The sequence below is a fragment of the Acinetobacter beijerinckii CIP 110307 genome, from assembly GCF_000369005.1.
GTDB lineage: Bacteria > Pseudomonadota > Gammaproteobacteria > Pseudomonadales > Moraxellaceae > Acinetobacter > Acinetobacter beijerinckii.
In genome coordinates this window covers 255,759-282,676 of sequence record NZ_KB849763.1, presented here as the reverse complement: position 1 = coordinate 282,676, position 26,918 = coordinate 255,759, and the positions used below count along the sequence as shown (strand labels likewise).

The following is a 26,918-nucleotide window of genomic DNA, read 5'->3' as shown; positions in this document are numbered from 1 at the left end:
CGATTATGATGATTTTGACTGATAAAAAACCTCGTGTGAATGTTGAAGGGATTTTGACTGCTGAAGAAATCCATGACATTGAACATCACATTGATCACTATCCATATCCACGTGCGGCATCATTAGATGCATTAAAATGCGTACAACGTCGTAATGGCTGGATAGATGATGCTCAAATGAATGCAATTGCACAATTGCTGACGATTAGTGTGGCGGACTTAGAGGGTGTAGCAACGTTCTATAACCGTATCTATCGCCAACCTGTAGGTCGTCATGTGATTTTATTATGTGATTCAATTGCATGCTTCTTGATGGGTGCAGAAACTTTAGCAGAAGCATTTCAGCGAGAGTTAGGCATCCAGTACGGACAAACCACAGCAGATGGTCGTTTCACCTTGCTCCCAATTTGCTGTTTAGGCAACTGTGATAAAGGTCCAACTTTAATGATTGATGAAGATACTCACGGTTTAGTGGATGTGTCATCAGTTAAACAGTTATTGGAGAAGTATGTATGAATACTGAACCAAAACCAATTTATGGCGACGGTAATCCAGAAACGCATCCACTTACTTGGCGTTTGAGCAAGCAAGAACACGTTCGTGCTGCTGATGATTATGAAGCGCTTGAAGGTTATGCGGGCTTTAAAAAAGCACTCGGTATGCCGCCAAAAGATGTACTCGACGTCATTAAAGCTGCGACGGTTAAAGGTCGTGGTGGTGCAGGTTTCCCAGCGGGTATCAAATGGTCATTGATGGCACCGAATGATGGTGGTCCACGTTATTTGATCTGTAATGCTGATGAAATGGAACCAGGTACTTTTAAAGACCGTTTGTTGATGGAAAAACTTCCACATCAATTGATCGAAGGAATGTTGATTGCGGGTTATACCCTTGAAGCAACGCATGGTTATATCTTCATTCGTGGTGAATACATCGAAGCAGCTCAATACTTAAATGAAGCATTAGAGCAAGTTCGTGCCAAAGGTTACTTGGGTGAAAACATCCTTGATACGGGCTGGAACTTTGAGATGTATGTTCACACGGGCGCAGGACGTTATATCTGTGGTGAAGAAACTGCATTGATTAACTCGCTTGAAGGTCGTCGTGCCAATCCTCGTACGAAACCACCGTTCCCACAAGTTGCGGGTGCATGGGGGCGTCCGACGATTGTCAATAACGTTGAAACCTACAACAACTTACCCGCAATTATGTTGCGTGGACCAGAATGGTATATCAATCTTTCTGCACATAAGTCGAAAGATCCAGGTACTAAGATCTATGGCGCATCAGGTAAGGTGAAATTCCCAGGACTTTGGGAATTGCCATTTGGTACAACTGCGCGTGAAGTGATTGAAGATCATGCGGGCGGTATGCGTGATGGTTTAACGCTTAAAGCATGGTTGCCGGGTGGAGCATCAACAGACTTTTTGGCTGCTGAGCATATTGATTTACCAATGGATGCGGAAAGCATCATGAAAGCAGGCTCACGTTTAGGTACGTGTTTGCTTATGGTAGTTGATGAAACTCAATGTATGGTGTCTGCAACGCGTAACTTAGAAGAATTCTTTGCACGTGAATCATGTGGTTTCTGTACACCTTGTCGTGATGGTTTACCTTGGGCTGTGAAAGCTTTGAAAGCGCTTGAAACAGGTGCTGGTAAGAAGGAGGATATCGATCATTTACAAGAACTCACTCGTAAATTATGGATCGGTAAGACTTTCTGTGCTCACGCACCGGGTGCGATGGAGCCACTTATGGGCGCATTAAAATATTTCCGCCATGAGTTTGAGGCAAAGGTTAAAACCCATGCCCCTGCTCTTGACGTAGAACAAGCTTAAGGAATTCGACTATGGCTACAATTCATGTCGATGGAAAATCGTATGAAGTCAATGGCTCAGAAAACTTGCTACAAGCATGTTTAAGCCTTGGTATCGATATCCCGTATTTTTGTTGGCACCCATCATTAGGTTCAGTTGGTTCTTGTCGTCAATGTGCGGTTACTCAGTACGCGAATGCTGAAGATACTCGTGGACGCTTAGTGATGTCATGTATGACACCAGCTACCGATAATACGTTTATCTCAATTGAAGACAAAGAAGCAACAGATTTCCGTGCGTCGATTGTTGAATTCTTGATGACCAATCACCCACATGACTGTCCAGTCTGTGAAGAAGGTGGTCACTGTCATTTACAAGATATGACCGTCATGACTCAACATGACCGTCGTCGCTATCGCTTTACTAAACGTACCCATCATAATCAAGAGTTGGGTTCGTTCATTGCGCATGAGATGAACCGTTGTATCGCTTGCTATCGTTGTGTGCGTTACTACAAAGATTACGCAGGTGGTACGGACTTTGGTGTTTTTGCCAATGCGTCACGTGTGTATTTTGGTCGTCCAGAATCAGGTACTTTAGAGTCTGAATTCTCTGGCAACTTGACTGAGGTCTGCCCAACAGGTGTATTCACCGATAAGACACATTCGGCTCGTTATAACCGTAAGTGGGACATGCAGTATGCGCCAAGCGTATGTCATGGCTGTTCTTCAGGTTGTAACATTTCTCCAGGCGAACGCTATGGGGAAATCCGTCGTGTTGAAAACCGTTTCAATGGTTCAGTGAATCAATACTTCCTTTGTGACAAAGGTCGTTTTGGTACGGGCTATGTGAACCGTGAAGATCGTCCGCGTCAACCTCAATTCCGCAATGCTGAAACGATTGCGACTGTGAGTGTTGATCAGGCGCTTGATCAGGTGATTGCTCAACTAAAAGGCAAGAAAGTATTAGGTATTGGTTCACCACGTGCAAGTTTGGAATCAAACTATGCACTGCGTGAATTAGTTGGACAAGACAACTACTCAACAGGGATGTCTCAAAAAGAGCAAAACTTGGTTGAGTTAGCTGCATCAATCATGCAAACACAGGGTATCTATAACCCGAACATGCGTGAAATTGAAAGCTATGATGCGGTGTTGATCTTGGGTGAAGACTTAACTCAAACTGCACCACGTATGGCATTGTCTGTTCGCCAAGCTGCGAAAAATAAAGCCAAAGAAATGGCTGCTGCAACTCGTACACCTGATTGGTTGGCAGAACCTGTACAACGTATCGGTCAAGATGCAAAATCACCAATCTATATCCTTGCTGCAACTCAAACGCGTTTAGCGGATGTTGCGACAGGTGAAGTGGTTGCATCGCCAAATGATATCGCACGTTTAGGTTTTGCGGTTGCTGCTGCTGTTAAAGGTGACGCATTGACAGGTTTGGCTGACGATGCAAAAGCATTTGCGCAAACCATAGCTGATACTTTGAAAGCTGCGAAAAAGCCATTGATTATCTCTGGTACCAGCTTACAAGATCCTGCGATTATGGAAGCTGCGGCTCAAGTTGCTTTGAATCTTGGCGAAAATGCAGGGCTGTCTTTGACTGTTCCTGAAGTAAACTCAATGGGCTTGGCACTATTTGGTGGTTTAAGTTTAGAGCAAGCGTTTGCACAAGATTATCAAGCAGTGGTCGTGGTTGAAAATGATTTAACTCGCCGTTTACCTGTTGCACAAGTAAAGGCTGCGTTTGATCAGGCTGAAACTGTGATCGTACTCGATCATAGTGAAACTGAAACTTTGAAACTTGCAGATATCGTCCTTTCAGCAGCAAGCTTTGCCGAGGGTGATGGTACTGTTGTGAGCCAAGAAGGTCGTGCACAACGTTTCTATCAAGTGTATGACCCAAGTTACTACAAGCCTGAATATGCGATCAAGGAATCTTGGCGCTGGTTACATGCCATTGAAACAGGTCTCAAAGGCAAAGTAGTTGATTGGACACTACTTGATGATGTAATCGATGACATCGTGAAGAATGTTCCTGTGCTTGCTGCAATTGAAGATGTTGCGCCAGATGCAGGCTATCGTATCCACGGTTTGAAAATTGCACGTGAACCACGTCGTTACTCGGGTCGTACAGCAATTCGTGCGCCGTTATCGATTCACGAACCTAAGCAACCGACTGACATCGATTCAGCCTTAACCTTCTCAATGGAAGGTTATGTAGGGAATCAGACTCCATCTTCATTGGTACCTTTCGCATGGTCTGCGGGTTGGAACTCACCGCAAGCTTGGAACAAATACCAAGATGAAGTGGGTGGTCACTTAAAAGGTGGTGATTCGGGTGTACGTTTATTCGATCGTTTAGCAAAACGTCCTGCGCGTAGCTATGTGGCACCATCGGTTGTGGTTGTGAATCCTGAAAGCTTCCGCCTTGTACCAATGCACCATATTTTTGGTTCTGGTGAATTCACGGTTAAAACACCAGCGATGGAATCTCGTATTCCTGAAGCCATGTTTGCTGTGGGTGAACATGATGCGACACGCTTAAATGTTCAAGATGGTCAACGTATTACAGTGAAAGCAGGTGAAACCAGTATTAGCTTACCAGTACAAGTGATTGAATATTTACCAACAGGTTATATTGGTTACCCAATTGGTTTAGCACCAACTGTTTCATTGGCAGAGCCTGTTTCTGTGGCGGTAGGAGTGTAATTCATGAATCAAGAAATTATACGTCAAACGCCACTTTGGGCTGAGAACTGGCCAATCGCTTATTCAGTGATTCAGGCGATTGTGATCTTGCTAGTGGTGGTTTTGGTTGCTGCATTAATGTCATTTATTGAGCGTCGTCTCTTGGCATTATGGCAAGATCGTTACGGTCCAAACCGTGTTGGTCCAGGTGGTATGTTCCAGATCGTTGCCGACATGCTCAAAATCATGTTTAAAGAAGATTGGACACCAAAGTTTGCTGATAAGCTGACTTTCCGTTTAGCACCAGCAGTTGCGATGGCAACTGCGGTACTTTCATTTATGGTCATCCCAGTGAGTCCATCACTGGGCGTTGCTGATATGAGTATCGGTCTATTGTTCTTTATGGCAATGGCGGGTATTGCAGTCTATGCAGTGCTATTTGGTGGTTGGGCATCGAATAACAAATACTCATTACTTGGCGGTCTTCGTTCTGCTGCTCAAACCATTTCTTATGAAGTGTTCTTGGGTATCTCGTTGATGGGTGTGGTTGCGATTGCAGGTTCATTCAACCTTCGTGAAATCGTAGAAGCGCAACGCGATATGTGGTTCATCATTCCTCAGTTTTTAGGTTTCTTGATCTTTGTGGTTGCGGGTGTTGCGGTAACGCATCGTCATCCATTTGACCAACCGGAAGCCGAGCAAGAATTGGCGGAAGGTTACCACGTTGAATATGGTGGTATGAAATGGGGGATGTTCTTCGTTGCGGAATACGTCAACGTCGTTTTGATCTCAGCATTAATCGTCACTTTATTCTTCGGTGGATGGCTTGCACCATTTAACTTAGAAATTCCATTTGTTCCGCCAGTATTCTGGTTCGTTATCAAAACAGCGTTCTTTGTAATGATGTTTGTCTTGGCTCGTGGTTCGTTAATGCGTCCTCGTTATGACCAAGTGATGAATTTTGGTTGGAAAGTTTGTTTGCCATTGGCGTTGGTCAACTTGTTAGTGACTGGTGCTGTGATTCTGATGAATCAGGCCTAGGACAGCAGGGAGTACAAAATGTATAAAATTCTAGCTGGGTTCGGATCGATTGTACGTTCGTTGTGGATGGTGTTCAGCCATGTTACACGTAAACGTGACACGATTTTATATCCAGAAGTTCCGGCTGAACAAATTGTACCTCCACGCTTTCGTGGTCGTATTGTGTTAACGCGCGATCCAGATGGTGAAGAGCGTTGTGTAGCATGTAACTTATGCGCAGTAGCTTGTCCAGTTGGTTGTATTTCATTACAAAAAGCGGAAAAAGAAGATGGACGTTGGTATCCTGAATTTTTCCGTATCAACTTTTCACGTTGTATTTTCTGCGGTATGTGTGAAGAGGCTTGTCCAACGACAGCCATTCAAATGACACCTGATTTCGAACTTGCCGAATACGTACGTCAAGACTTAGTTTACGAAAAAGAAAACTTATTGATTTCTGGAACAGGTAAATATCCTGACTATAACTTCTACCGTGTTACAGGTATGGCAGTAAATGGGAAGGAAAAAGGTCAAGCACAAAAAGAAAGTGCACCAGTTGATGTACGGAGCTTATTACCATGATGTGGCCATTTTATTTGATGGCACTTGTGGCCATTGTTTCGACAGTGCGTGTTGTGACTAACACCAATCCTGTACATGCATTATTAAGTTTGATTGTTTCTCTACTTGCTGTTGCAGGCATTTTCATGATCGTGGGTGCGCCGTTTGCGGCTGCCCTTGAGATCATCGTTTATGCAGGTGCGATCATGGTCTTGTTTGTCTTTGTCGTGATGATGTTGAATCTCGGAGAAGACACAATTGAGCAAGAAAGCAAATGGTTGACCTCGGATGCTTGGGCTTTCCCAGCACTAATGAGCTTTTTACTAGGCTTAATTTTAGTGTGGATGCTCGGCGGCGAATACACCACGATTTCTGCCCCAATGGGAACAGAAGTTGTTGGTCCAAAAGCAGTCGGTCAAGTGTTGTTTACTCACTATCTATTATTGGTAGAAGTTGCCGCGATGTTATTGCTTGCAGCATTGGTTGCAGCATTTCACTTAGGCAAACGTGAACCAAGTGCAGAAGAGGATAAAGAATAATGGGACACATCCCTTTAGAACATGGTTTGATTGTTGCAACCATCCTTTTTGCACTTGGTTTTTACGGTGTAATGGTGCGACGCAATCTATTATTTATGCTTATGAGCCTTGAAATTATGATGAATGCTGCTGCGTTGGCATTCGTTTTAGCAGGTAGTGTTTGGGCTCAGCCAGATGGACAAGTCATGTTTATCTTGATTTTGACCCTCGCTGCTGCAGAGGCATGTATCGGTCTTGCGATCGTCCTTCAGTTCTATCATCGCTTCCATCACTTGGATGTAGATGCTGCTAGTGAGATGCGCGGATGAGTACCTTATATTTAACCATTTTATTTCCGCTCATTGGTTTTATCCTATTAGCGGCAGGACGTAATAAACTTTCTGAAAACGTTGCAGCGATTATCGGTGTTGGTTCAGTCGGTTTATCTGCGTTATTTGCTTTAATTGCTGGTCTTGCGTTTACCAGCAGTGGTCAAACTGTATTTGTTCAACATTTATGGACGTGGTTCAGTGTTGGCGGTTTTGAGCCAGGTATCAGCTTACATTTAGATGGTTTGTCATTATTGATGACAGGTATGGTTACTGGTGTAGGCTTCCTGATTCATATCTTTGCATCATGGTATATGCGTGGTGAAGAAGATTACGCGCGTTTCTTCTCTTATTTCAACCTATTCGTTGCCAGCATGTTGTTGTTGGTACTGGGCGATAACTTAGCGTTATTGTTCTTAGGTTGGGAAGGCGTAGGTCTGTGTTCATACCTATTGATTGGTTTCTACTACTCAAACCCTGCAAATGGTTGGGCAGCAATCAAAGCATTTACAGTAACACGTGTCGGTGATGTCTTCTTACTCATCGCATTGTTCTTACTTTATCAACAGTTTGGTACTTTGAATACTCAGTACATCGTTGAAAATGCAACAACTGTCATGACGCAAAGCTCATCATTGTCAATTTGGACAGCATTGATGTTGTTCTTGGGTGCAGCAGGTAAATCAGCGCAAATCCCATTACAAACATGGTTAGCTGATGCGATGGCTGGTCCTACACCAGTATCTGCATTGATCCACGCTGCAACGATGGTGACAGCGGGTGTGTACTTATGCTGCCGTATGTTCTCTGTGATGGAAATGGCACCAGAAGTGATGCAGTTCATCTCGATTACAGGTGCTGTGACATTGCTTGTGGCTGGTTTTGCAGCGCTAGTTCAAACCGACATCAAACGTATCTTGGCTTACTCAACTATGAGTCAGCTCGGTTATATGTTTATGGCTGTGGGTGCAGAAGCGTACCAAGCAGGTTTGTTCCACATGTTGGCACACGCATTTTTTAAAGCATTATTGTTCCTTTCTTCAGGTGCAGTGATTCTTGCATGTCATCATGAACAAAACATTTTCAAAATGGGTGGATTACGTAAAAAAATTCCATTCGTATTCTGGTGTTTCGTGATAGGTGGTGGCGCGTTGGCAGCACTTCCAATCGTAACTGTTGGCTTCTTCTCTAAAGATGCGATCTTGGGTGCGGTTTATGCACAGTCTACAATTGCAAATCTTCCGCTTTACAATACTTTGTACTGGGTCGGTGTTGCAGGTGCATTCTTAACGTCTATTTATACTTTCCGTTTAATTTGGGTGGTGTTCTTTGGCGAAGAAAAAACGCATGCGCATGCGATTCATGGCGTAACGTACTGGGGACCACTTGCGATTCTCGCTACGTTATCAACAGGTATTGGTTATTTCCTTCAAGCGCCTGTTGCAAAATTATTGACTGCTGCAAGTATTCCAAGTTTTGTTGTACCTGAAACTTTAGAAGCTGCTGTTGTGCATGCTGAACATTTAGCGAGTGGTGTTGCAATTGCTGGTTTAGCGGTGGGTATCTTCTTATTTGCTTTTGCTTATGGTGCAGTAAAATCTTTTGCTCAAACATCTTTGGGTGCAGGTTTAACACATATTTGCCGTACCGCATTTGGTTTTGATGCTTTGTATGACATCGTATTTGTAAAACCTTATTTATTGATTGCGAAAATTTTAGGTCGTGATCCTGTTGATGGTTTATGGTTAGTGCTTCCTGCAATTGTGAAGGGTGGTAATAGCTTTACAAGTTCGCGTCAAACAGGTTCATTACGTGAATACGCATCAAGCATGTCACTCGGTGTAGTGGTGTTATTGATGATATTGATCGTGATTCAGGTTGTGGGGAAATAAAATGGAAAACAATTTAATTTTACCCGCACTGATTTTAGTTCCTTTCATTGCTGGTTTTATTTGTTGGTTAGTCGATAAATTTGACCAACATTTGCCACGCTGGATAGCCTTGATTGGTATGCTCATTACCTTTGGTTTGGGCATTGCACTGTGGCAAAGTGGTACATTTAGTTATGAGATTGGCGGTAAAGTACCGACTTGGGCCGCTGAATTCCATCTTCCATGGATTCAATCACTAGGTATTAGCATTCACTTAGCTGTGGATGGTTTATCTTTACTCATGGTATTACTGACCGCATTACTAGGTGTACTTGCAGTCGGTTGTTCATGGGGTGAGATTCAAAAGAATGTAGGTTTCTTCCACTTAAATCTCCTGTGGAGTTTAGGTGGGGTAATCGGTGTATTCTTGGCGATTGACTTATTCTTGTTCTTCTTCTTCTGGGAGATGATGCTTGTACCAATCTATTTCTTGATTGCGTTATGGGGTCATTCAGGCTCGAATGGTCGTTCGCGTGTTTATGCAGCAACCAAATTCTTCCTATATACTCAAATCGCTGGTTTGATCATGTTGATTGGTATCTTAGGCCTTGTGGTCTATGGATACATGATGACAGGTATGATCGGTTTCGATTACAACTATCTATTGGCGGTTGCGAACCACTTACCACCTGAAGTTGCTTATGCATTCATGCTGTGTTTCTTCATCGGTTTTGCGGTGAAATTACCAGTATTCCCATTACACGGTTGGTTGCCTGATGCGCATGCACAAGCTCCAACAGCGGGTTCTGTGGATTTGGCTGGTATTTTGATTAAGACAGCGGCCTATGGTTTGCTTCGTTTTGTGATTCCATTCTTCCCAGCAGCTTCAGCACAATTTGCTGATATCGCCATTATTCTTGGTTTGATTGGTATTTTCTACGGCGCATTCTTAGCGTATCAACAAACAGATATGAAACGCTTACTTGCGTACACGTCTATTTCGCACATGGGTTTCATCTTACTTGCAATTTATGCAGGTAACATTTTGACCTTCCAAGGTTTAATGATCATGATGTTAGCGCATGGCTTGTCATCTGCTGCATTGTTCATTATGTCTGGTCAAGTTTATGAACGTTTACATACACGTGATTTACGCTTAATGGGCGGTCTACGTGGTCAACTTCAATACTTACCATTCTTCTTGATGTTCTTTGTCGCGGCGCTTGTTGGTGTACCAGGTTTAGGTAACTTTATTGGTGAATTCCTGATCTTGATGGGTTCATTCAAGGCTTACCCAACTTTCACAATTATTGCGGCAGTGAGCTTGGTATTTGCTGGTCTTTACGGTCTGATTCTGATTCACAAAGCATTATTTGGTGAGCCAAATCCTGAACAAAAGCAGCATTATACAAGCCCACTTAAAGATTTATCTGCTCGTGAAGTCAGTATTTTGATGATTTGTGCGATCGGTTTACTTTGGTTAGGACTTTACCCACAAACGTTCTTGGATATGTCTCATTCAAGCATGCAGTGGTTAGTAAATAGTTATATGCCAGTACAAGAAGTTGTTGAAACTGTTCAACAGGCTGCAACTCAACTTGAACATGTGGAGATGCAATAAATCATGAACTTCACAATTTCTTTTTCTGAGTTAATGCCACTTGCTCCAGTGATGATTGTGGCATTAACTGCAATCGTGGTGATGTTATTAACTGCGATTAAACGTAATCACAATCTGATTGCGACAACCTCGGTTGTAGGTTTAAACCTTGCTGCAATTTTTATTGCTTACACCATGTTTAGTGGTAAGTTTGCGCCAGTGAATGTGATGGGCATGTTTATGGTTGATCCATTTACCATGCTTTATCAATTCCTAATTCTGATTGCTGCATTGGCATGTTGTACTTTATCTCATGCTTATATCGAGAGTTATAAAGACAATCGTGAAGAACTCTATATCTTGCTACTGTCATCAGTAACAGGTGCAATGCTATTGGTTGCAAGTTCTCACTACGCGGCTTTCTTCATTAGCTTAGAATTAATGTCAATCCCAGTTTACGGCATGTTGGCTTATACCTATCAACGTAGTCAGTCTTTGGAAGCGGGGATTAAATACCTTGTACTTTCTGCGACTGCATCTGCAATGTTGCTTATGGGTATGGCTTATATTTATGCCTACACGGGTTCATTATCATTCTATGATTCTGTTCAGGCATTGATGACTGCAATCAAACAGCCGATGGTACTTTTGGGCTTAGGTTTAGTTGTATTTGCTGTTGCATTCAAACTTTCGCTTGCGCCATTTCATAAATGGACGCCAGATGTATATGCAGGTGCACCAGCACCTATGGCAACCTTTTTGGCAACGGCTGCGAAAGTTGCAACGATTGGTTTATTTGTCCGTTATTTATTGACTTCTGGCGCAATCTTAGTTGAATCGTTAGTAACAGTATTAACTGTGATTGCTGTGTTATCTATTTTAGTTGGTAACTTACTCGCAGTACGTCAAGTTAACTTAAAACGTATCCTTGGTTATTCATCGATTGCACATTTTGGTTATTTGTTGATTGCTTTAATCAGCATGACTTATGCAAGCCTTGGTAGCGTTACGGTGTATGTGATTACTTATGTTCTCACCACAATCGGTGCATTCGGTGCGGTTGCATTGATGTCGAGTCCATATAACAACGTTGATGAAGCTCAAAGTCTTGCTGACTATCGTGGTTTATTCTGGCGCCGTCCAGTGTTGACTGCAACCTTAACTGTGATGATGTTGTCGTTAGCGGGTATTCCATTAACTGCGGGCTTTATTGGTAAATTCCTTGTGGTAATGGCTGCTGTAACAACGCAACATTGGTTCTTGGCGGCAATGATCGTGGTGGGTAGTGGTATTGGTTTATATTACTATTTACGTGTGATGGTTGTGATGTATATGACACCACCAGATGTACCTCGTATTGATGCTGATGCACATTGGGGAAGCAAGGTTGGTGGGATTATGGTGTTAGGTGCTGCTTTACTTGTATTGTTGCTCGGTATCTATCCAGATCCAATGATCAATTTGGCATTGAAGTCTGAGATTCTTTCTCCATTGCACTTTATGTTGTCACAACAACAGTAATCGTCTGATTTGTACAAAAAAGCCTCCAAAAATGGGGGCTTTTTTATTGATGAGTAAAAAAACACTTTATAATAGACAAAGATTTATATTAGCTAGGTACTCAATCGTGTCGATTCAAGAAATTCGTCATCCGCTTATTCGCCATAAACTTGGTTTGTTGCGCCGTTCAGACATTAGTACCAAGAATTTCCGTGAATTGGCACAAGAAGTTACGATGTTGCTCACTTATGAAGCAACCAAAGATTTAACTGTCGTAGATCATGAAATTGATGGTTGGACAGGCAAAGTCATAACACAGCGAATTGCAGGTAAGAAAATCACTATTGTTCCGATATTACGTGCAGGTATTGGGATGCTTGAGGGTGTTCTTAATTTGATTCCGAGTGCAAAAGTCAGTGTACTTGGTTTAGAACGTGATGAAGCGACTTTAGAAGTTCGTACTTATTATAAAAAACTAGTACCAGATGTTGCCAACCGCCTAGCTATGATTATCGATCCAATGCTGGCAACAGGAAATTCATTAATTGCTGCAATTGATGTTTTAAAAGCCAGTGGTTGTAAAGATATTCGTGTAATGATCTTAGTCGCTGCGCCAGAAGGTATTGCTAAAGTTGAGGCAATCCATCCAGATGTACGTATTTATACGGCTTCTATTGATCAAGGTTTAAATGAAGAAGGTTATATTGTTCCAGGTCTTGGCGATGCGGGCGATAAAATTTTTGGTAGCGTGCAAAAAGATTGATGACTTAGGAGATAAATAAAGAGACTGGATCTATTCATAACATTTAATGATGGTTTATCAGTCTCTTTTTTATTCTATATACTATGCTTAGAATCTTTTTAAATGAGGGGCAAACGTTATGAAACAAGAGTTTTATCACGGAAAAGTTAAACAATATAATCCTGAAAAAGGTTTCGGTTTTATTGCAACTGCTGAAGGAGAAATTTTTTTTCATATTTCAGATTATCCTGCAACGGATGGTGAGCCGAAAAGAAATGAAAAAGTGAAGTTCTTAGTACAGGAAAATGAGGGTAAGTTCAAAGCAATTAAAATTGAACGAGTAGACCCGAATCCTGCAAAAACCAAGAAAAATAAAATATTGGCTCATAATGAATCAATAACATCTGAATTACTGTCAAATTTTCGCCGTTAAATTTTTTTGAAATTTTAAGGTGGAGGAGGGTAACGTTAAGTTTAGCCTCCTTTGTTTTTATGAGAAGAAAAGAGAAAGGTATACATCATGTTTCTTGAGGGAAAAATAAAAAAATATAATTCAGATCGTGGTTTTGGTTTTATCGAATTGAATAATGGACAAGCCGATGTGTTCTTCCACATCAAAGATTTTCCTAAGTTAGGTGGTGAACCTAAAGTGGGTGAAACAATCAAATTCTTAATGGTTGAAGATCACGGAAAATTTAGAGCTGCCAATATTGTACGTTTAGATTTAAAACCTGAACATCAAAACCTAGGTGCTGTCCAACAACAATTTGAACCAAACAATTCCAACGCTTATTCGAAAACAAAAGATAAAAAAGGGATAACATTCACAGTGGTTGGCTTAATTGTTATCGCAATTTTGTTAGCACTTATTTTTCAAAAATATCAGTCTTATCAGCAAGCTCAGCAGCTAAAGACCATTCGGTTGATTGAAGAACAAAAACAAATAATAGCGCATCAACGTGAAGCAATTGGTGATTTGCCTGAAGTTAAACGATCAGAAAAGACTACAGATGCGATCAAAACTAATACTGGTTCATCTGCATCATCACAACAACCGATTGCCGCCAAAGCTCAGTTCAGTTGTGACGGTCGAATTCATTGCTCACAAATGCGTTCTTATGATGAGGCTCTGTTCTTTTTGAGAAATTGCCCAAATACCCAAATGGATGGAAATAATGATGGGGAGCCTTGTGAGCAACAATTTGGTCGATAAAAAAAAGATCAGGCTTAAATCTGATCTTCACAAAACTGTAAAAATGCTTTTAAACCGGGTCCTTGATATTTTTGACGATGAACAAGCATGTAGAGTGGTCGTGTTAATTGCCAATACGGTGTATCCAAAATTACCAATTGACCTTTTTCTTGCAAAGGTTCAATTGCAAGTCTAGACACACATGACATCCCTAAGCCACCTGCCACAATTTTTAAAATTGCTTCGTTATGACCCAAAGTTAAGCGAATATTTGCATCGGGTAAGTCTTGTAAAATGGCATTATCAAAGACTTCACGAGTACCTGAGCCTTCTTCACGTAAAATCCACTCTACATGATGAAAATCACTTGGTGTGATAGGGCGGTCTAATTGCGCTAAAGGATGACTCGGGGCACAGCAAACAGCGAGTTCATCATCACGCCAATGGATACATTGTAATTGCGGTAAGTGACATGAACCTTCGATTAAGGCTAAATCGAGTTGAAACTGATTGACTGCCTCAATCATTTGGCGAGTATTGCCGACTTGAAGTTGTAAATGTGCTTGAGGATGATGTTGTAAAAATTCCGCCATTAAATCAGGCATCAAATAGTCACTAATCGTTAGTGTTGCACCTAAGCGCAAATCAATACTTTGTAATTCACCTTTTGCAGCTTGTTCAAATGAGTCACAGCGTCCTAAAATTTCTAAAGCTTGAGGAAGCAGGAAACGTCCTAAATCATTTAATTGTAGGCGTTTGCCTAAACGGTCAAATAATGGAGCGCCAAGACCATCTTCTAAATCAGCTAAAGCCATACTTGCCGCACTTTGTGTGAGTCGGACAGCATCACTCGCCTTGGTTACAGTTCCCTCTTGAGCAACCGCCACGAAAACAGCCAATTGGCGTAATGTCATGCGCATGGTAAAAGCCTTAACGTTTAAAAGTATTCATGAATTATCTGATCATGCTAACATGAGCTTACTGTTTCGTGCCACGTTCAAATCATGTCAATTGAAAAATTTAGCGTAGAAAAAGTTTTATCTGTACACCGTTGGACACATAATCTCTTTAGTTTCACCATGACTCGTCCAGCTCACTTTAAATTCACTGCTGGGCAATTTGCACGTATTGGTTTAATGGTTGATGGTGAACTAGTGATACGTGCCTATTCGGTTGTTTCCTCGCCATTTGATGAAACACTGGAGTTTTTTTCAATTGTAGTTCCAGATGGCGCATTTACCTCAAATTTACAGCATTTAAAAGTGGGCGATGAACTCTATCTAGAGAAAATCTCTTATGGTTATTTAACCTTAGCCCGTTATCAGCAGCCTTTACCGCAGGATTTATGGTTGTTAGCAACTGGAACAGGTTTAGCACCTTTCTTATCTATGCTACAAGATTTTGAAACATGGACTAAATATCAACATATTCATCTAGTTTACAGCGTGCGGACTGCATCAGAACTTGCTTATGTAGATCGAATCCAAGAAATTGCGGATATTTTTGGTGCCGAGCATTCTGGATTTAAGTTTATCCCTATTATTACTCGTGATCCAAATGCAAAGTTGCATGATCGATTGCCAATTTTAATTGAGAATGGTGAGCTAGAAAAAGTTGCAGATTTAGCATTTAATCCAGCGAGTAGCCACATCATGCTTTGTGGTAATCCTCAAATGGTTGAAGATACCAAAGAAGCGTTAAAGGGGCGTGGGTTGGTGATGAATCGTCGAGGCGAAGGTAATATTGCGGTCGAAAATTATTGGTAATGAGCAGTGATTGTCGTTTCGTAGATGTTACTAAAACAGTAAAAGTGAAAATGTAGAACTGGTATGTCGGGGAGGATATGTTTTAGTGAACAAACATATCCACAAATTCGCGAATTTCTTGAATCGCTGTATCCACATCGGTGCTTAACCAAGTCGGTTCAAATATACCAATATAATGTTCTAATCGATCTTGAGGAACAACCAATCTGACAGGGCAATCTTCTTCAAGTAAACGCCAAGGAAGAATCGGTACTTCGTTGTCTAAGAAAGGTTGAACATTACGAATATCTACAATCATCGCATTAATACAATCTGGCAATGGCATGACTGAAAACTCTTCAGTGCGACGACGGAAATACTCTAAGTCTCCCCATTTTAAGATGTAGCTCGGCTTATTGAACTCAATAATTCCAATTAAATGTTCGTCACGTGTGTGATGTAAAAAACATTGATGTGTAACATCAGTGTCTAATTCAAGAGAAACACTTTTTTGGCTGTAGGACATAAAGCGGGACAATTTAGAAGCGAGGGCGCATATTATAGCTTATTTTTACCACATTCTAAAATCGCCTATATAATAAACAAAAAATCTAAAGATAAATAGTAGAGTTCTGCAACCAAAACAACGATAGTCCGAAGCTTCTTCACACAAAGCAACACAGTGTATTGTTAAGATAAAAGCCTAAGAAAATAAAAGGATGAGGGCAAGCTACGATGCATGATTTCAGTAAGCCACAACCTCACGTGGCAAGTAAGGAAGAAGTTGCACGCAAAAGGAAACTTCCAGTTTATATGTTAATTATCGTTGGGATATTTCTCGTTGCGTTACTTGTATACATGGTGGCTGATCATTCAGCTAATCCTGCTGCTCAAGCAGTTATGCTTAATTTGCAGTCGGTACTTTTGGATGCATAGACACCTTTTAAGACCAATATTCGTTTTTAAAAGCCCATTGGTGTGAACTGGTGGGCTTTTTTGCAAAATTATGAGTAATTTTTGTTGTATTAGTGATGCCATTTATTGATTGAAAAAAATACAGAAATTAAGGTTGGAGCACCTATAAATTAATTTTTATTTATAGATAAATCATAAGTGGTTTTATCAAGAGTTAAAAACACAATATAAGGATAACAATGATGAATGAGTTTTTTAGTGATCCCTCCCAAAGAGGAGGGTTTGACGCGATGTATTATTGGGATCAGTTTCAGCCAATTCTTGCTGCAATTGTCATCCTTTTATTAGGTTGGATTATTGCTTTAATTGTGGCTGCTGGAGTAAAAAAATTACTGCAAAAACTTGATACCAACCATAGATTATCTTCTGCAACAGGTCGAACACCCAATATTGAAAATCTAGTCTCGAAGCTGGTTTTTTGGTTTGTAATGATTCTTGCTGTTGTTGGCGCATTAAACGTTTTAAATATCAGTGGTGTGAGTGATCCATTTAGTAATATGGTCGGTCGTGTACTGGCTTATATTCCGAACTTATTAGCCGCAGTTGCTGTTGGATTCATCGGTTGGATTATTGCGCGTTTAGTTCGAGCGGGCTTGACCAATGTTTTAGCAAGAACTGAGTTAGATGAAAAGCTGAGCAATGAAGTTGGCGTTAGTTCTGTTAGCTCTAATATTGCCGAGATTATTTATTGGTTAGTTCTATTACTTTTCTTGCCAATCGTTTTATCAATTCTAGGCTTAACTGGACTATTAATTCCTGTACAGAATATGGTGAATGAAGCGATTGCTTATTTACCAAATCTATTCATCACCGGTGTGATCATTTTTGTGGGCTATATTCTTGCAAAAATTGTTCGCGGTATTGTTGAAGGTTTAAGTAATAGTTTAGGTTTACAAGCTCAAGCAGAAAAAGTGGGTTTATTCAAAAATTCAAATGTTTCTAAATTCTTAGGTTCATTTGTGTTTGCGATTATCATCATTACCACTTTGATCGTGGCATTCGAAGCACTTGGTATTGATGCAATTTCACAACCAGCTACGGCAATGCTTAATGAAATCATGCACGCTATTCCACAAATTATCGCTGCTGGTTTAATCCTGATTGTTGCTTATATTGTCTCACGATTTGTTGGACGTTTGGTGGCTGAGTTAATTTCAGGTGCAGGCGTAGACGAAGTACCAATGAAGCTTGATCTGCAACGCTTCCTTGGTCAAACGCGCGTTTCTGACATTATCGGTTACTTGATCGTATTCTTTACAATGCTCTTTGCGGTTTCCGAAGCAGCGAATCGACTTGGTTTGGAACAAGTCAGCGTATTGATTGCGATGTTTATTCAATTCGGTGCAGACATCCTGTTAGGTGCTGTAATCTTAGTAATCGGCTTCTGGCTGGCTAATGTGGTTGCCAATGTAGTTCAGCGTGGTGAATATAACAGTTCACGCTGGTTAGGTAATCTCGTTCGTATTTTAATTATGGGTTTAGTGATTGCGATGGGTCTCAAAGCAATGGGTATTGCGGACTCGATTGTTAATCTTGCATTTGGTTTAACTCTGGGTTCTGTAGCCGTCGCATTTGCGTTGGCATTTGGTCTAGGCGGACGTCAGCCTGCTGAACGTTTACTTACAGATTTGTTAGATAAAGCAAAAACTGAAGCTAAACAACCAAATCCATTACATAAAACTGAAACGACCACTTCGGCTCCTATCAATCCAACATCACCAACCCCAACCAATACAGTTAATCCGACGCCACCATCTCCACCGTATTCGGATGAATAGTCAAAATAATCTTTGATTTTTTTGAGCAATTCGACCACTCTAAGTAGAGTGGTCGTTTTGTTTGTATCAATACTATTGTCATTAATTGTGGGACTGTAGTGCGCATTTTTAAGCCAAGCTCAATGCTTTTACTGAAAAAATGACCTCAAAAGCAATTCATTTATATCTAAATTATCAATAGTCTCTAAATAAAAAGTCGATAGGAGAATGAAATGAAGAGGCCAAATCGAGTATTCGCACCTATTATTATTGCAGGTATAACTGTTGGGTTCTTAGCGAGTGCTTATAAATTTGTCGTTGCTAAATCGAACTCTTCCAAAGAGGAGCCTCTTAAAAGTACTCAAAAAATATCCGATACAGAGGCGGCGAACTCTTCAGAAATCAAACACAAATAAAAGTTGTTGCATAGATTTCAACGGATATTGAGTTTAAATCATCTCAGACAAATTGAGCTGCGGCTTGAGCTGATGCCCATGCCCATTGAAAGTTATATCCGCCAAGATGCCCTGTGACATCGAGTACTTCTCCAATAAAGTACAAGCCTTTTTGCTTTTTACTTTCCATTGTTTTGGAGGAGACTTCACTGGTATCTACACCACCGAGGGTGACTTCAGCAGTTCGATAACCTTCTGTTCCTGATGGTTTGACAGTATAAGCATGTAATTGCGCCGCAATATGCTCTAGTTGAGCATCGCTAATATTGCCAATAGCAGTTTCACTGTGATCTGCCCAAATCAATTGCTGTAATTCAATAACAATACTTTTGGCAGTAAATTCACTAAGCAAAGTTCTAAGTAGAACTTTAGGTTGTGATTTTTTTTTCTCTTTAAAAAATTGCTCAAAATCTTGGCTTGGGAAGAAGTTGATTTTAAAACTTTCACCGACATGCCAGTAATTAGATAGTTGTAAGGAACTTGGACCACTTAAACCGCGGTGGGTAAATAAAAGTGCTTCAGTAAATTGATGTCGATCGTTGACCAAAGTTGCATCTAATGCATTACCACTTAAACGAGTGGTCACCTCTTTAAATTGATCTGAAAAAGTAAAAGGTACAAGACCAGCGCGGGTTGGGAATACATGATGTCCAAACTGTTTCGCCAGTTCATAGCCAAAACCTGAACCACCTAATGTTGGAATCGATAAACCACCTGTAGCAACCACTAATGATTCACAGTGATACGTGCCTTGGTTGGTTTCAATAATAAAACCTGAATCTGCTTTATTTTTTACGTGTTCAACTTCGCAGTGTGTTTGAATTTCAACGTGCTTTGATTTGCTACATTCTGAAAGTAATAATTCCAGAATTTCTTTGGAGCCTTTCACGGTGAACAGCTGACCGTGTTTACGTTCTTCGTATTCGATGCCATATTCACAGACTAAACCAATAAAGTCCCAATTGGTATAACGAGTTAAGGCTGAAATCACAAAATGAGAATTTTCTGAAAGATAGTTGGAAGGCTCCACCTCTAAATTAGTGAAGTTGCATTTACCACCACCTGACATCAGAATTTTTTTACCGACTTTATTGGCTTTTTCAAGTATGACGACTGAACGTCCACGTTTGCCTGCCTCAGCAGCCAACATCAAGCCCGATGCACCTGCACCTAAAACAACCACATCAACTTGATGAACCATGAGCATTACTCGATAGAATACGAAAAGCGGGCAATTATAGAAGATTTAAAGCCTTTTGAGTACGTCGATTGTTTGATTAAAAAATATGCCTTTAAAATCAAGGCATGCTATAAAGTTGAGTTCTATAGAGGGGAAAATAATGAACGATAATACATTCTCAAAAGAAATTCAGCCCAACAACCAAGACCAAATGAGACAATATACGCTAATTGCATATGGTTTATATGCAGCCAGTATTTTTGTAGGTTTGACCAGTATTGCGGCTGTCATCATGAATTACATGAAACGTAATGAAGTACAAGGTACGTGGTTGGCGAGTCATTTTGAATGGCAAATCAAAACCTTTTGGTTCACGCTAATCGGTGCTGTGATTGGTTTCATCTTGTCATTTGTCCTCATCGGCATTCCAATCTTGTTTGCAGTGTCGATTTGGTTTATTTATCGCATCGTAAAAGGTCTTGTGGTGTTTATGGACAATAAACCAATCGGTGATGGATGGTTTTAAGTAGCGAGAATCAATAGATCAAAAGTCACTTCAGGGTGACTTTTATTTTATGCGTCCTTGTAGCCCACCTGTATGAATCGCTAAGATTCTCGCGTTCACAGGGAAGTGCCCTTGTTGAATTAAATCAAATAGTCCCATCATCATCTTAGCTGTATAGATTTGCTCTAGTGGAACAGCATATTGTTGTTCGAAATGCTGCATAAATTGCAACAGTTTAGAATTCGTTTTGGCATAACCACCACAACAATAGGCATCGGTTAAAGACCAGTTGGTTTTATTGGTCCACTTTTGAATATCCTGTTTAAGAAAATCACCTTTAAGTGCCGAAAAACCTAAAATATGTTGCTGGTCTGAACTACTTTCGATGATCCCTGCAATCGTGCCACCTGTGCCTACAGCACAACAAATCACATCATAATTTTCTTGATCATCAGCAGACAGAATCTCTTTTGTCCCTTGTATTGCAAGTTCATTAGTTCCGCCTTCTGGAATAGTCAAAGTATTTGGATAACGCTGTTTTAATTGTTGTAAATACTCAAGTTCGTAGCGAAGTCGATATTCAGCTCGACTAACAAAATGCAGTTGCATATCAAAATCTTGTGCGGTTTTCAGGGTTGGATTGAATGCTTGTTTAGCTAACTCTTCACCCCGAATAATGCCAATACTTTGGAAGCCAAAATAATGTGCTGCATATGCTGTTGCAGCGATGTGATTAGAGTAAGCCCCGCCAAAAGTCAGTACTTGATTTAAATTTTGTTGCTTAGCTTCGAGTAGATTGTATTTCAGTTTAAAAAATTTATTCCCTGAAATCTGAGGGTGAATGAGATCAAGACGTTTCACCGTCAATTGCACAGGAAAGGGAATTTCTAATGTTTGATAAGGTGTTGGAAAAGCGATGTGATCAAACATTTGAATAAACTGGAATTGGATTTGATCACATTGTAAATGTATTTGATTGAGAATGTCAGTACTGCATTAAGAGTCGGTATCTACAGAGCTAATCACGGACATACCCGGACGTAAATTTTCGATGCCTTTTTGGTTTGGATCTATCGCAATCCGTACTGCTATCCGTTGCACCACTTTAGTAAAGTTACCTGTGGCATTATCAGGTTTTAGTACACTAAATTCGGAACCTGCTGCAGGGGAAATTTGCTCAACATGCCCTGTGAATTTCTGATGATTCATGGCATCCACAGTAAAATACGCTTTTTGCCCAATTTTCATATTGGCAATTTGCGTTTCTTTAAAGTTTGCAATCACCCATGTTTGTTTCGGGATTAAATACAATAATTGTGTTCCTGCCGCCACGTATTGACCTACTCGTGGATTGACCTCACCCAGTTGTCCATCTAACGGTGCAACAATCGTGCTGTAATCCTTTGTGGTATTGGCTTGATCTAATTGCGCTTGTGCGCTATTCACTTGTGCTTTTAGTCCAGCTTGCGCGACTTGTGCCGTTTTTAATGCTTCTTGCGCCACGAGGATATTCGCCTGCGCTTGTTTAAGCAAAGCTAGATTATTTTGCGCATCCGCAGTAGCCTTGTCCTGTTCAGATTTTGAGGCGGCGCCACTATCTCCAAGTTGCTGATAGCGTTTGAGTTGTGCGACTGATAAATCATATTGTGCTTTGACTTGATCAATTTTGGCTTGTGCAGCGACAACATCTGCTTGACGCTGAGCAATCGCTTGAGTTTGATTGGCTAGACTATTTTCTGCTTGATCGACGCCTGAAACTGCCTGCGTGACTTTTTGATCATAGGTAGTCGCGTCAATATGCATCAAGGCTTGGCCTTGTTTGACCTGATCAAAGTCTTTGACTAAAACATCTTTGATATAGCCGTTAATCTGTGAGGAAAGAATAGTAGTTTTTCCTTTCACGTAACTATTGTCAGTTTGTTCAATCGCCGTATGAAACGGACCAATCCGCCACGCCCATAAAATAATCGTAACGCCCACGATTAGAACTAAAAGCATCCACCATAAGGTTGAGCGTTTGGTTTTAATCAATTTGCTGGTTGTAGGTGGGGGCGGTGGTGGCATTTTCGGCACAGATTCGGGCGCTTTTTCAGTCTGAGCATTGATATTCTGCTCAGTCTTTTCAGCTTTATTCTTTTCAGAATTTTCTTGTTCAGACATAATCTCTTTCTCAATCAAATACGATGAAAGTTAACTTGCTGTTTGCAGGTTTTTTCGCGTTTTATACTGATTACGCGCATATTTAAATAGGCCCCATAACAGTAAAACAACGGCAAAGATGCCATTGAGTACAATCACATCGTTATAGGCACGCACTTGGGCTTCACGCATCACCACTTTATTCAAATTCTGTAAGGCTTGATTGTTTTGTAAAACAGGATCATTGCTACTGAGCATTGCACTTCGTTGATAGGCTTGCAAACGCTGTGCAACCAACGGATCTGTAGGGTTGAGATGACTATTAATCTCAACTTTATAATCATAAGTTTGGCGTTGTTGGTAGGTATTAAAAAATGATGAACCGACTAAACCACCAAAGTTTTGTGTGGCTGAGAACAATACAATAAAGGTCACAACATATTGAGGACCACGTTGTAAGGTACGCATAAAACCCATCAATAACAGTGGACCAATAAATACGCCACCTGCAAAACTCACCAAGAATTGACTACGATAAAAATTGGCAGGTCGTACATCACTGCTTAAGTGATAATCCAAAGCACAGGCGATCAGAATTAAAATTTCTGCAAGAAATAAATTTAAAATCAATCGTTCACGATGAAAGGTTAAAGCACTGAATACACAACCTGAAATCGTTCCACAGAAAATAACCACATACAATGGAACAAATTGATCAGGACCCATACCGACTGTTTTTAAAAAATTGACAGCAGCATAACTTTGTTCTGACATTAATAGTCTCAGAGCAAAAGCGCTCACTACAAAGCTGAGTAAGTCACCTGCGGCGAGCCAACGAGTCATAATCAGGGGATTGGTTCGGTAATGTTCATAGGTTAAACCCAATACAATTAAACAAAAGCCGATAATTAAGGTATAAGCCAGCCAAGGGCTATCAAACCACCAATGAATAGGACCTTGTGTTAACACGATACATAGACAGGCGAAACCCGGAGCGAGTAGCGCAAAAGTAAAAAAGTCTTGTTTCTCAAAAACAGCGAGACGCATACTTCGAGGCAGTTTTAATGCCACCACCATTGCAAAACAACAAATTGCCAAACCTAGTTCAAATGTATAAATCACATCCCATTGATTCGCGCTCAGTAGAAATGGTGAGATAATCCAAGCCAAAGGCAAACCGAGTTGCTGAAAACCGAATGCTAGATAAATCCCTTTTGCCATATCTGCTTTACCAAAAGCTTGCATGGTGTAATACATACCTAACGAGCTGAGAGGCGCGGCGGCTAAACCTGCAATAAAACGCACAAATAAAGCCATTTCATAGGTTTTGACAAAGATGTGTAAGATCAATACAGCAATGAAAACTAATAAGCCAATTTCTGAAAATAGACGTAAGCCATATTGCTGTCGAGCTTTAAACAGAATTAAATTTGAACTGACATTTGCCATCACATAGGCGGCGGGTAACCAAGCAGCTTGTGATGGTGTAAGTCCATATTCACCTTGGAAAATCGGTAAATTAGCGATGATAAAACCATTGCTTAAACTTGCAGCAATACATATAAACAGCCCAATAGTAAAATAAGCAATACGTTTTGGCTTTGCATGAGCAATTGCTGCTGGTGAACCGGGAAGCGTAGGACGTTCATCGGCTGACCAATCGGGTGGAGTTTCAAGATAGCGAGGGCTGTTATCCATATTATTCCTCGAACTAAATTTTAATGCCGTTTAATAATAATTCTATTGCACGTTTTGCGAGTCGAACTTGATCAGAAGCATGGTGTCCTTGAAATGAAGAGCCTAAAATTGCAGTAATCATGCCAAAATCTTGTGGTGTCAGATCAGCGCGACACAATTGATGTTCTATCGCTTTATCAATTAAAGGTTGTAATGCTTTATCTCGTCGCTCATAAATGTTTAGCATGATTGGGTCTTCGCGATCAATGATACGCCAGTAATCAATCAGTACGACCAAATGGGGGAGTTGTTCGATATGTCCTTCAATTAAGCGAATAAAACCATCATTAAATTCAAGTAAAGCCTCAGCCCTTTGCTCTAAACGGGTGATCGCTCTTTCGAGTAATGCAGCAATTAAAGCCTTCCGATCTGCGAAGTTACGGTAAAAGGTTGCTCGCCCCACACCTGCATGATCAATAATGGCTTGTAAAGGTACATGAACGCCTTGCTTGCGAAAGATTTCTTCCGCTGCATTGAGTAATTCATCACGATTATGTGCTGCCAATTGCTGACGTTTGATCATAGATGCAAAGGATTAAGGAACTTAAATGATATTTAACGGACATTTTTGTCCGAAGTAAATAACATGAGACATATTGTTTTGTTTAATTAAGGTAAAATATAACTTAGAAAGCTGATGTATAAAAATAGAGTTGCTTCAAAACAACACTCTCTTGGAAAATAAAATGACCAAACAAGGTATGAAATGCAGCAATTTTTAAATCGATTCACTTTGGGGATTCGACATCGCCCATACTTATCTGCAACTTTTAGTCTGGGGTTGGTGATTTATGCTGCGCTGCATTTTTTTACGGATTGGCAATGGGCGACTTGTTTGCAGATCGGCTGGAATATCGCCATTTGGTTATATTTATTTCTGACCTTAAAAATGATGTGGCATTTAGACGCAACTCATATTTTGCAAAGAGCCAAACAACAAGATGAAGGTAAATGGGCAATACTATGTGTAGTGCTTATTGCGATTGTGATCTGTTTTATTTCGATAGTTGTACAACTGAGCCACGTACCAAAAGATCAAGCCACTTTGAAAGGCATACTTATTTTGTTGACCATTGGCACGATCTTCTCAACATGGTTATTGCTGCATACCTTATTCGCCATTCATTATGCACATGATTTTTATCTAGCAAAAAGCCGTCATGCAGATGGTGGTCTAGATTTTCCAAAGACGGAACAACCTGATTATCTCGATTTTATCTATTTCAGTTATATCATTGGTACTTCTGCCCAAACCGCCGATGTTTCTATTACCAGTTCTCAACTCAGACATCTGAATATTTTTCACTGTGTGTTAGCTTTTATTTTTAATACCATGATTTTGGCGGTTGCGATCAATGTTGCAGCCAGTTTGATTGGTTTTAATTAATAACTTATTTTTATTAATTTTATCAAAATTGATCATTTTTTATTTTGGTTAGGGTCGGCTATTTTAAATGAGTCAACGACTACAAGGATAAGAAATGAATACGCAACATCAAGTGAATCAACAGCAGTATCAAGATAAATCTCAGGTTTATTTAACCAGTGCGGTGCATGCACAAGGCATTGAATTTCAGAAAATGCAGCAATTGATTCAGTCCCATGAAATTAAAACAGTTTTGGATTTGGGCTGTGGAGGTGGGCATGTCAGTTACCATATTGCTCCTTTGGTGGACGAAGTTATTGCTTATGACTTAACACCGTCTATGGTGAAAATCGTTGCTGAACAAGCTAAGCATAAAGGTTTGGACAATGTGATTGCCCAGCAAGGTGCAGCGGAGGCTTTACCATTTGATGATCAACGTTTTGACTGCGTGATCACACGCTATTCAGCTCATCATTGGCAAAACGTGGCACAGGTGATGGCGGAAATTCACCGTGTATTGTCACCACAAGGCAAGGTGATTATTGTTGATATTTTAGGAAACTCAAATCCTGTTCTTGATATCTTCTTTCAAACCATTGAAACGATTCGTGATCCGAGTCATGTACGTAATTATAGTTTAGAAGAATGGATGCATTTTGCTGAATATGCTGGATTTACAATTGAAACAGTTGAAAAACAGCGCTTAAATTTAGACTTCCAAAGTTGGACTGAACGTATGCAAACACCCGTACATGCAGTTGAAACGATCAGATATTTACAACGTAAAGCTTCTGATCATGTACAACAGTATTATCAGATTCAATCGGATGGTTCATTTAGTAGTGATGTGATTTATTTAGTGCTTAAAAAATAAAGTTCTTGGACTCTAATGATTTATAGCGATAAGCAGGGTGTTGTTTTTATAGTTATTGGAAATAACGCCCTATTAGAATAGACCTTTTGAGATTTTTTATAGGTGAAATTTAATTAAATAAGTGGAGTAAGTTTATAAATAATGGGCATGTTTGAATGATGTGTTTTAGCTGATGGTGTTGACCCAACTAGTAAATAAATCATGCAAATTTCAAATTTGAGTTGAAATTTTGAATCGATATTTTTCTGTATATTTGTTTAATATTTTTGATTTTAAACAAAATAGTTGTGTTTTGAATATTTGATACTGACTAAAAAAACAGTATCTTCTTTGACTGCTT

Annotated in this window: 27 protein-coding genes; 20 read left to right on the top strand and 7 right to left on the bottom strand. The window is 40.3% G+C overall.

Annotation, left to right across the window (positions count from 1 at the left end; translation table 11 throughout):
• The first annotated feature begins 5 nt into the window (after positions 1-5).
• The 13 genes from nuoE (at position 6) to F933_RS01275 (ending at position 13,866) form a co-directional block, all read left to right on the top strand.
• Positions 6-515 (top strand): NADH-quinone oxidoreductase subunit NuoE, encoded by a 510-nt coding sequence (gene nuoE / locus F933_RS01335; protein ID WP_005057684.1) that lies wholly within the window; start codon positions 6-8, stop codon positions 513-515.
• Positions 512-1,837: an NADH-quinone oxidoreductase subunit NuoF gene (gene nuoF, locus F933_RS01330; protein ID WP_005056741.1), complete on the top strand. Its 1,326-nt coding sequence runs from the start codon at positions 512-514 to the stop codon at positions 1,835-1,837. Before nuoE ends, nuoF begins: the two co-directional genes overlap by 4 nt.
• A gap of 11 nt (positions 1,838-1,848) precedes the next feature.
• Complete coding sequence (nuoG, locus tag F933_RS01325) at positions 1,849-4,533, top strand: NADH-quinone oxidoreductase subunit NuoG (RefSeq protein ID WP_005057682.1); 2,685 nt, start codon at positions 1,849-1,851, stop codon at positions 4,531-4,533.
• Between the two features lie 3 nt (positions 4,534-4,536).
• The gene (gene nuoH / locus F933_RS01320) at positions 4,537-5,553 is read left to right on the top strand and encodes an NADH-quinone oxidoreductase subunit NuoH (protein ID WP_005057680.1); all 1,017 of its coding nucleotides are present in this window, start codon (positions 4,537-4,539) and stop codon (positions 5,551-5,553) included.
• Between the two features lie 18 nt (positions 5,554-5,571).
• A complete protein-coding gene (gene nuoI, locus F933_RS01315) occupies positions 5,572-6,114 on the top strand; it encodes an NADH-quinone oxidoreductase subunit NuoI (RefSeq protein ID WP_005056734.1) in 543 nt (180 codons plus the stop codon).
• Positions 6,114-6,632 (top strand): NADH-quinone oxidoreductase subunit J, encoded by a 519-nt coding sequence (nuoJ, locus tag F933_RS01310; protein WP_171065922.1) that lies wholly within the window; start codon positions 6,114-6,116, stop codon positions 6,630-6,632. Before nuoI ends, nuoJ begins: the two co-directional genes overlap by 1 nt.
• A complete protein-coding gene (gene nuoK / locus F933_RS01305; RefSeq protein ID WP_004770776.1) occupies positions 6,632-6,940 on the top strand; it encodes an NADH-quinone oxidoreductase subunit NuoK in 309 nt (102 codons plus the stop codon). The genes nuoJ and nuoK overlap by 1 nt, the downstream gene beginning before the upstream one ends.
• Positions 6,937-8,832 carry an NADH-quinone oxidoreductase subunit L gene (gene nuoL / locus F933_RS01300; RefSeq protein WP_005057675.1) on the top strand — a complete coding sequence of 632 codons (1,896 nt, stop codon included), beginning with the start codon at positions 6,937-6,939 and terminating at the stop codon, positions 8,830-8,832. Before nuoK ends, nuoL begins: the two co-directional genes overlap by 4 nt.
• A 1-nt stretch (position 8,833) precedes the next feature.
• On the top strand, positions 8,834-10,432 hold the full coding sequence (gene nuoM / locus F933_RS01295) for an NADH-quinone oxidoreductase subunit M (RefSeq protein WP_005057674.1): 1,599 nt from the start codon (positions 8,834-8,836) through the stop codon (positions 10,430-10,432).
• A gap of 3 nt (positions 10,433-10,435) precedes the next feature.
• Positions 10,436-11,932: an NADH-quinone oxidoreductase subunit NuoN gene (gene nuoN / locus F933_RS01290; RefSeq protein WP_005056726.1), complete on the top strand. Its 1,497-nt coding sequence runs from the start codon at positions 10,436-10,438 to the stop codon at positions 11,930-11,932.
• 106 nt (positions 11,933-12,038) lie between these two features.
• Positions 12,039-12,674: a uracil phosphoribosyltransferase gene (upp, locus tag F933_RS01285; RefSeq protein WP_005056724.1), complete on the top strand. Its 636-nt coding sequence runs from the start codon at positions 12,039-12,041 to the stop codon at positions 12,672-12,674.
• A gap of 118 nt (positions 12,675-12,792) precedes the next feature.
• Positions 12,793-13,086, top strand: coding sequence for a cold shock domain-containing protein (locus F933_RS01280; protein WP_005057670.1), 294 nt, complete (start codon positions 12,793-12,795; stop codon positions 13,084-13,086).
• Positions 13,087-13,173: 87 nt separating this feature from the next.
• On the top strand, positions 13,174-13,866 hold the full coding sequence (locus F933_RS01275) for a cold shock domain-containing protein (protein ID WP_005057668.1): 693 nt from the start codon (positions 13,174-13,176) through the stop codon (positions 13,864-13,866).
• Positions 13,867-13,880: 14 nt separating this feature from the next.
• On the opposite strand, the gene gigC is transcribed toward F933_RS01275, so the two are convergent.
• Positions 13,881-14,765 (bottom strand): LysR family transcriptional regulator GigC, encoded by an 885-nt coding sequence (gene gigC, locus F933_RS01270; protein ID WP_005057666.1) that lies wholly within the window; start codon positions 14,763-14,765, stop codon positions 13,881-13,883.
• A gap of 84 nt (positions 14,766-14,849) precedes the next feature.
• Here gigC and F933_RS01265 point away from each other — a divergent pair, with 84 nt between their 5' ends.
• The gene (locus F933_RS01265; RefSeq protein WP_005057664.1) at positions 14,850-15,611 is read left to right on the top strand and encodes a ferredoxin--NADP reductase; all 762 of its coding nucleotides are present in this window, start codon (positions 14,850-14,852) and stop codon (positions 15,609-15,611) included.
• A gap of 82 nt (positions 15,612-15,693) precedes the next feature.
• Here F933_RS01265 and F933_RS01260 read toward each other — a convergent pair whose 3' ends face one another.
• Complete coding sequence (locus tag F933_RS01260) at positions 15,694-16,116, bottom strand: hypothetical protein (RefSeq protein ID WP_005056716.1); 423 nt, start codon at positions 16,114-16,116, stop codon at positions 15,694-15,696.
• A 209-nt stretch (positions 16,117-16,325) separates the two neighbouring features.
• Between F933_RS01260 and F933_RS01255 the strand changes: the two genes are divergently transcribed.
• The 3 genes from F933_RS01255 to F933_RS01245 all read left to right on the top strand — a co-directional run bounded on the left by F933_RS01255 (position 16,326) and on the right by F933_RS01245 (position 18,738).
• Entirely contained in the window at positions 16,326-16,526 is a 201-nt protein-coding gene (locus F933_RS01255) for a hypothetical protein (RefSeq protein WP_005057662.1), read from the top strand.
• A gap of 221 nt (positions 16,527-16,747) precedes the next feature.
• The gene (locus F933_RS01250) at positions 16,748-18,343 is read left to right on the top strand and encodes a mechanosensitive ion channel (RefSeq protein WP_034710279.1); all 1,596 of its coding nucleotides are present in this window, start codon (positions 16,748-16,750) and stop codon (positions 18,341-18,343) included.
• 212 nt (positions 18,344-18,555) lie between these two features.
• Entirely contained in the window at positions 18,556-18,738 is a 183-nt protein-coding gene (locus F933_RS01245) for a hypothetical protein (RefSeq protein WP_005057657.1), read from the top strand.
• Between the two features lie 43 nt (positions 18,739-18,781).
• Here F933_RS01245 and F933_RS01240 read toward each other — a convergent pair whose 3' ends face one another.
• Positions 18,782-19,978 carry a BaiN/RdsA family NAD(P)/FAD-dependent oxidoreductase gene (locus F933_RS01240; protein WP_005057655.1) on the bottom strand — a complete coding sequence of 399 codons (1,197 nt, stop codon included), beginning with the start codon at positions 19,976-19,978 and terminating at the stop codon, positions 18,782-18,784.
• A 139-nt stretch (positions 19,979-20,117) separates the two neighbouring features.
• Between F933_RS01240 and F933_RS01235 the strand changes: the two genes are divergently transcribed.
• Positions 20,118-20,483: a DUF4870 family protein gene (locus F933_RS01235; protein ID WP_005057653.1), complete on the top strand. Its 366-nt coding sequence runs from the start codon at positions 20,118-20,120 to the stop codon at positions 20,481-20,483.
• A 42-nt stretch (positions 20,484-20,525) separates the two neighbouring features.
• On the opposite strand, the gene F933_RS01230 is transcribed toward F933_RS01235, so the two are convergent.
• The 4 genes from F933_RS01230 to F933_RS01215 all read right to left on the bottom strand — a co-directional run bounded on the left by F933_RS01230 (position 20,526) and on the right by F933_RS01215 (position 24,861).
• Positions 20,526-21,392 carry a 1-aminocyclopropane-1-carboxylate deaminase/D-cysteine desulfhydrase gene (locus F933_RS01230; protein ID WP_005057652.1) on the bottom strand — a complete coding sequence of 289 codons (867 nt, stop codon included), beginning with the start codon at positions 21,390-21,392 and terminating at the stop codon, positions 20,526-20,528.
• 66 nt (positions 21,393-21,458) lie between these two features.
• Entirely contained in the window at positions 21,459-22,526 is a 1,068-nt protein-coding gene (locus tag F933_RS01225) for an HlyD family secretion protein (protein ID WP_228127857.1), read from the bottom strand.
• A 126-nt stretch (positions 22,527-22,652) separates the two neighbouring features.
• Entirely contained in the window at positions 22,653-24,299 is a 1,647-nt protein-coding gene (locus tag F933_RS01220) for an MFS transporter (RefSeq protein WP_005057648.1), read from the bottom strand.
• A gap of 13 nt (positions 24,300-24,312) precedes the next feature.
• The gene (locus tag F933_RS01215) at positions 24,313-24,861 is read right to left on the bottom strand and encodes a TetR/AcrR family transcriptional regulator (protein ID WP_005056701.1); all 549 of its coding nucleotides are present in this window, start codon (positions 24,859-24,861) and stop codon (positions 24,313-24,315) included.
• A 183-nt stretch (positions 24,862-25,044) separates the two neighbouring features.
• On the opposite strand from F933_RS01215, the gene F933_RS01210 reads away from it, so the two are divergent.
• Both F933_RS01210 and F933_RS01205 read left to right on the top strand, forming a co-directional pair.
• Positions 25,045-25,725 carry a DUF1345 domain-containing protein gene (locus F933_RS01210; protein WP_005057645.1) on the top strand — a complete coding sequence of 227 codons (681 nt, stop codon included), beginning with the start codon at positions 25,045-25,047 and terminating at the stop codon, positions 25,723-25,725.
• A 94-nt stretch (positions 25,726-25,819) separates the two neighbouring features.
• Complete coding sequence (locus F933_RS01205) at positions 25,820-26,578, top strand: class I SAM-dependent methyltransferase (RefSeq protein ID WP_005057643.1); 759 nt, start codon at positions 25,820-25,822, stop codon at positions 26,576-26,578.
• The last annotated feature ends 340 nt before the right edge of the window (positions 26,579-26,918 follow it).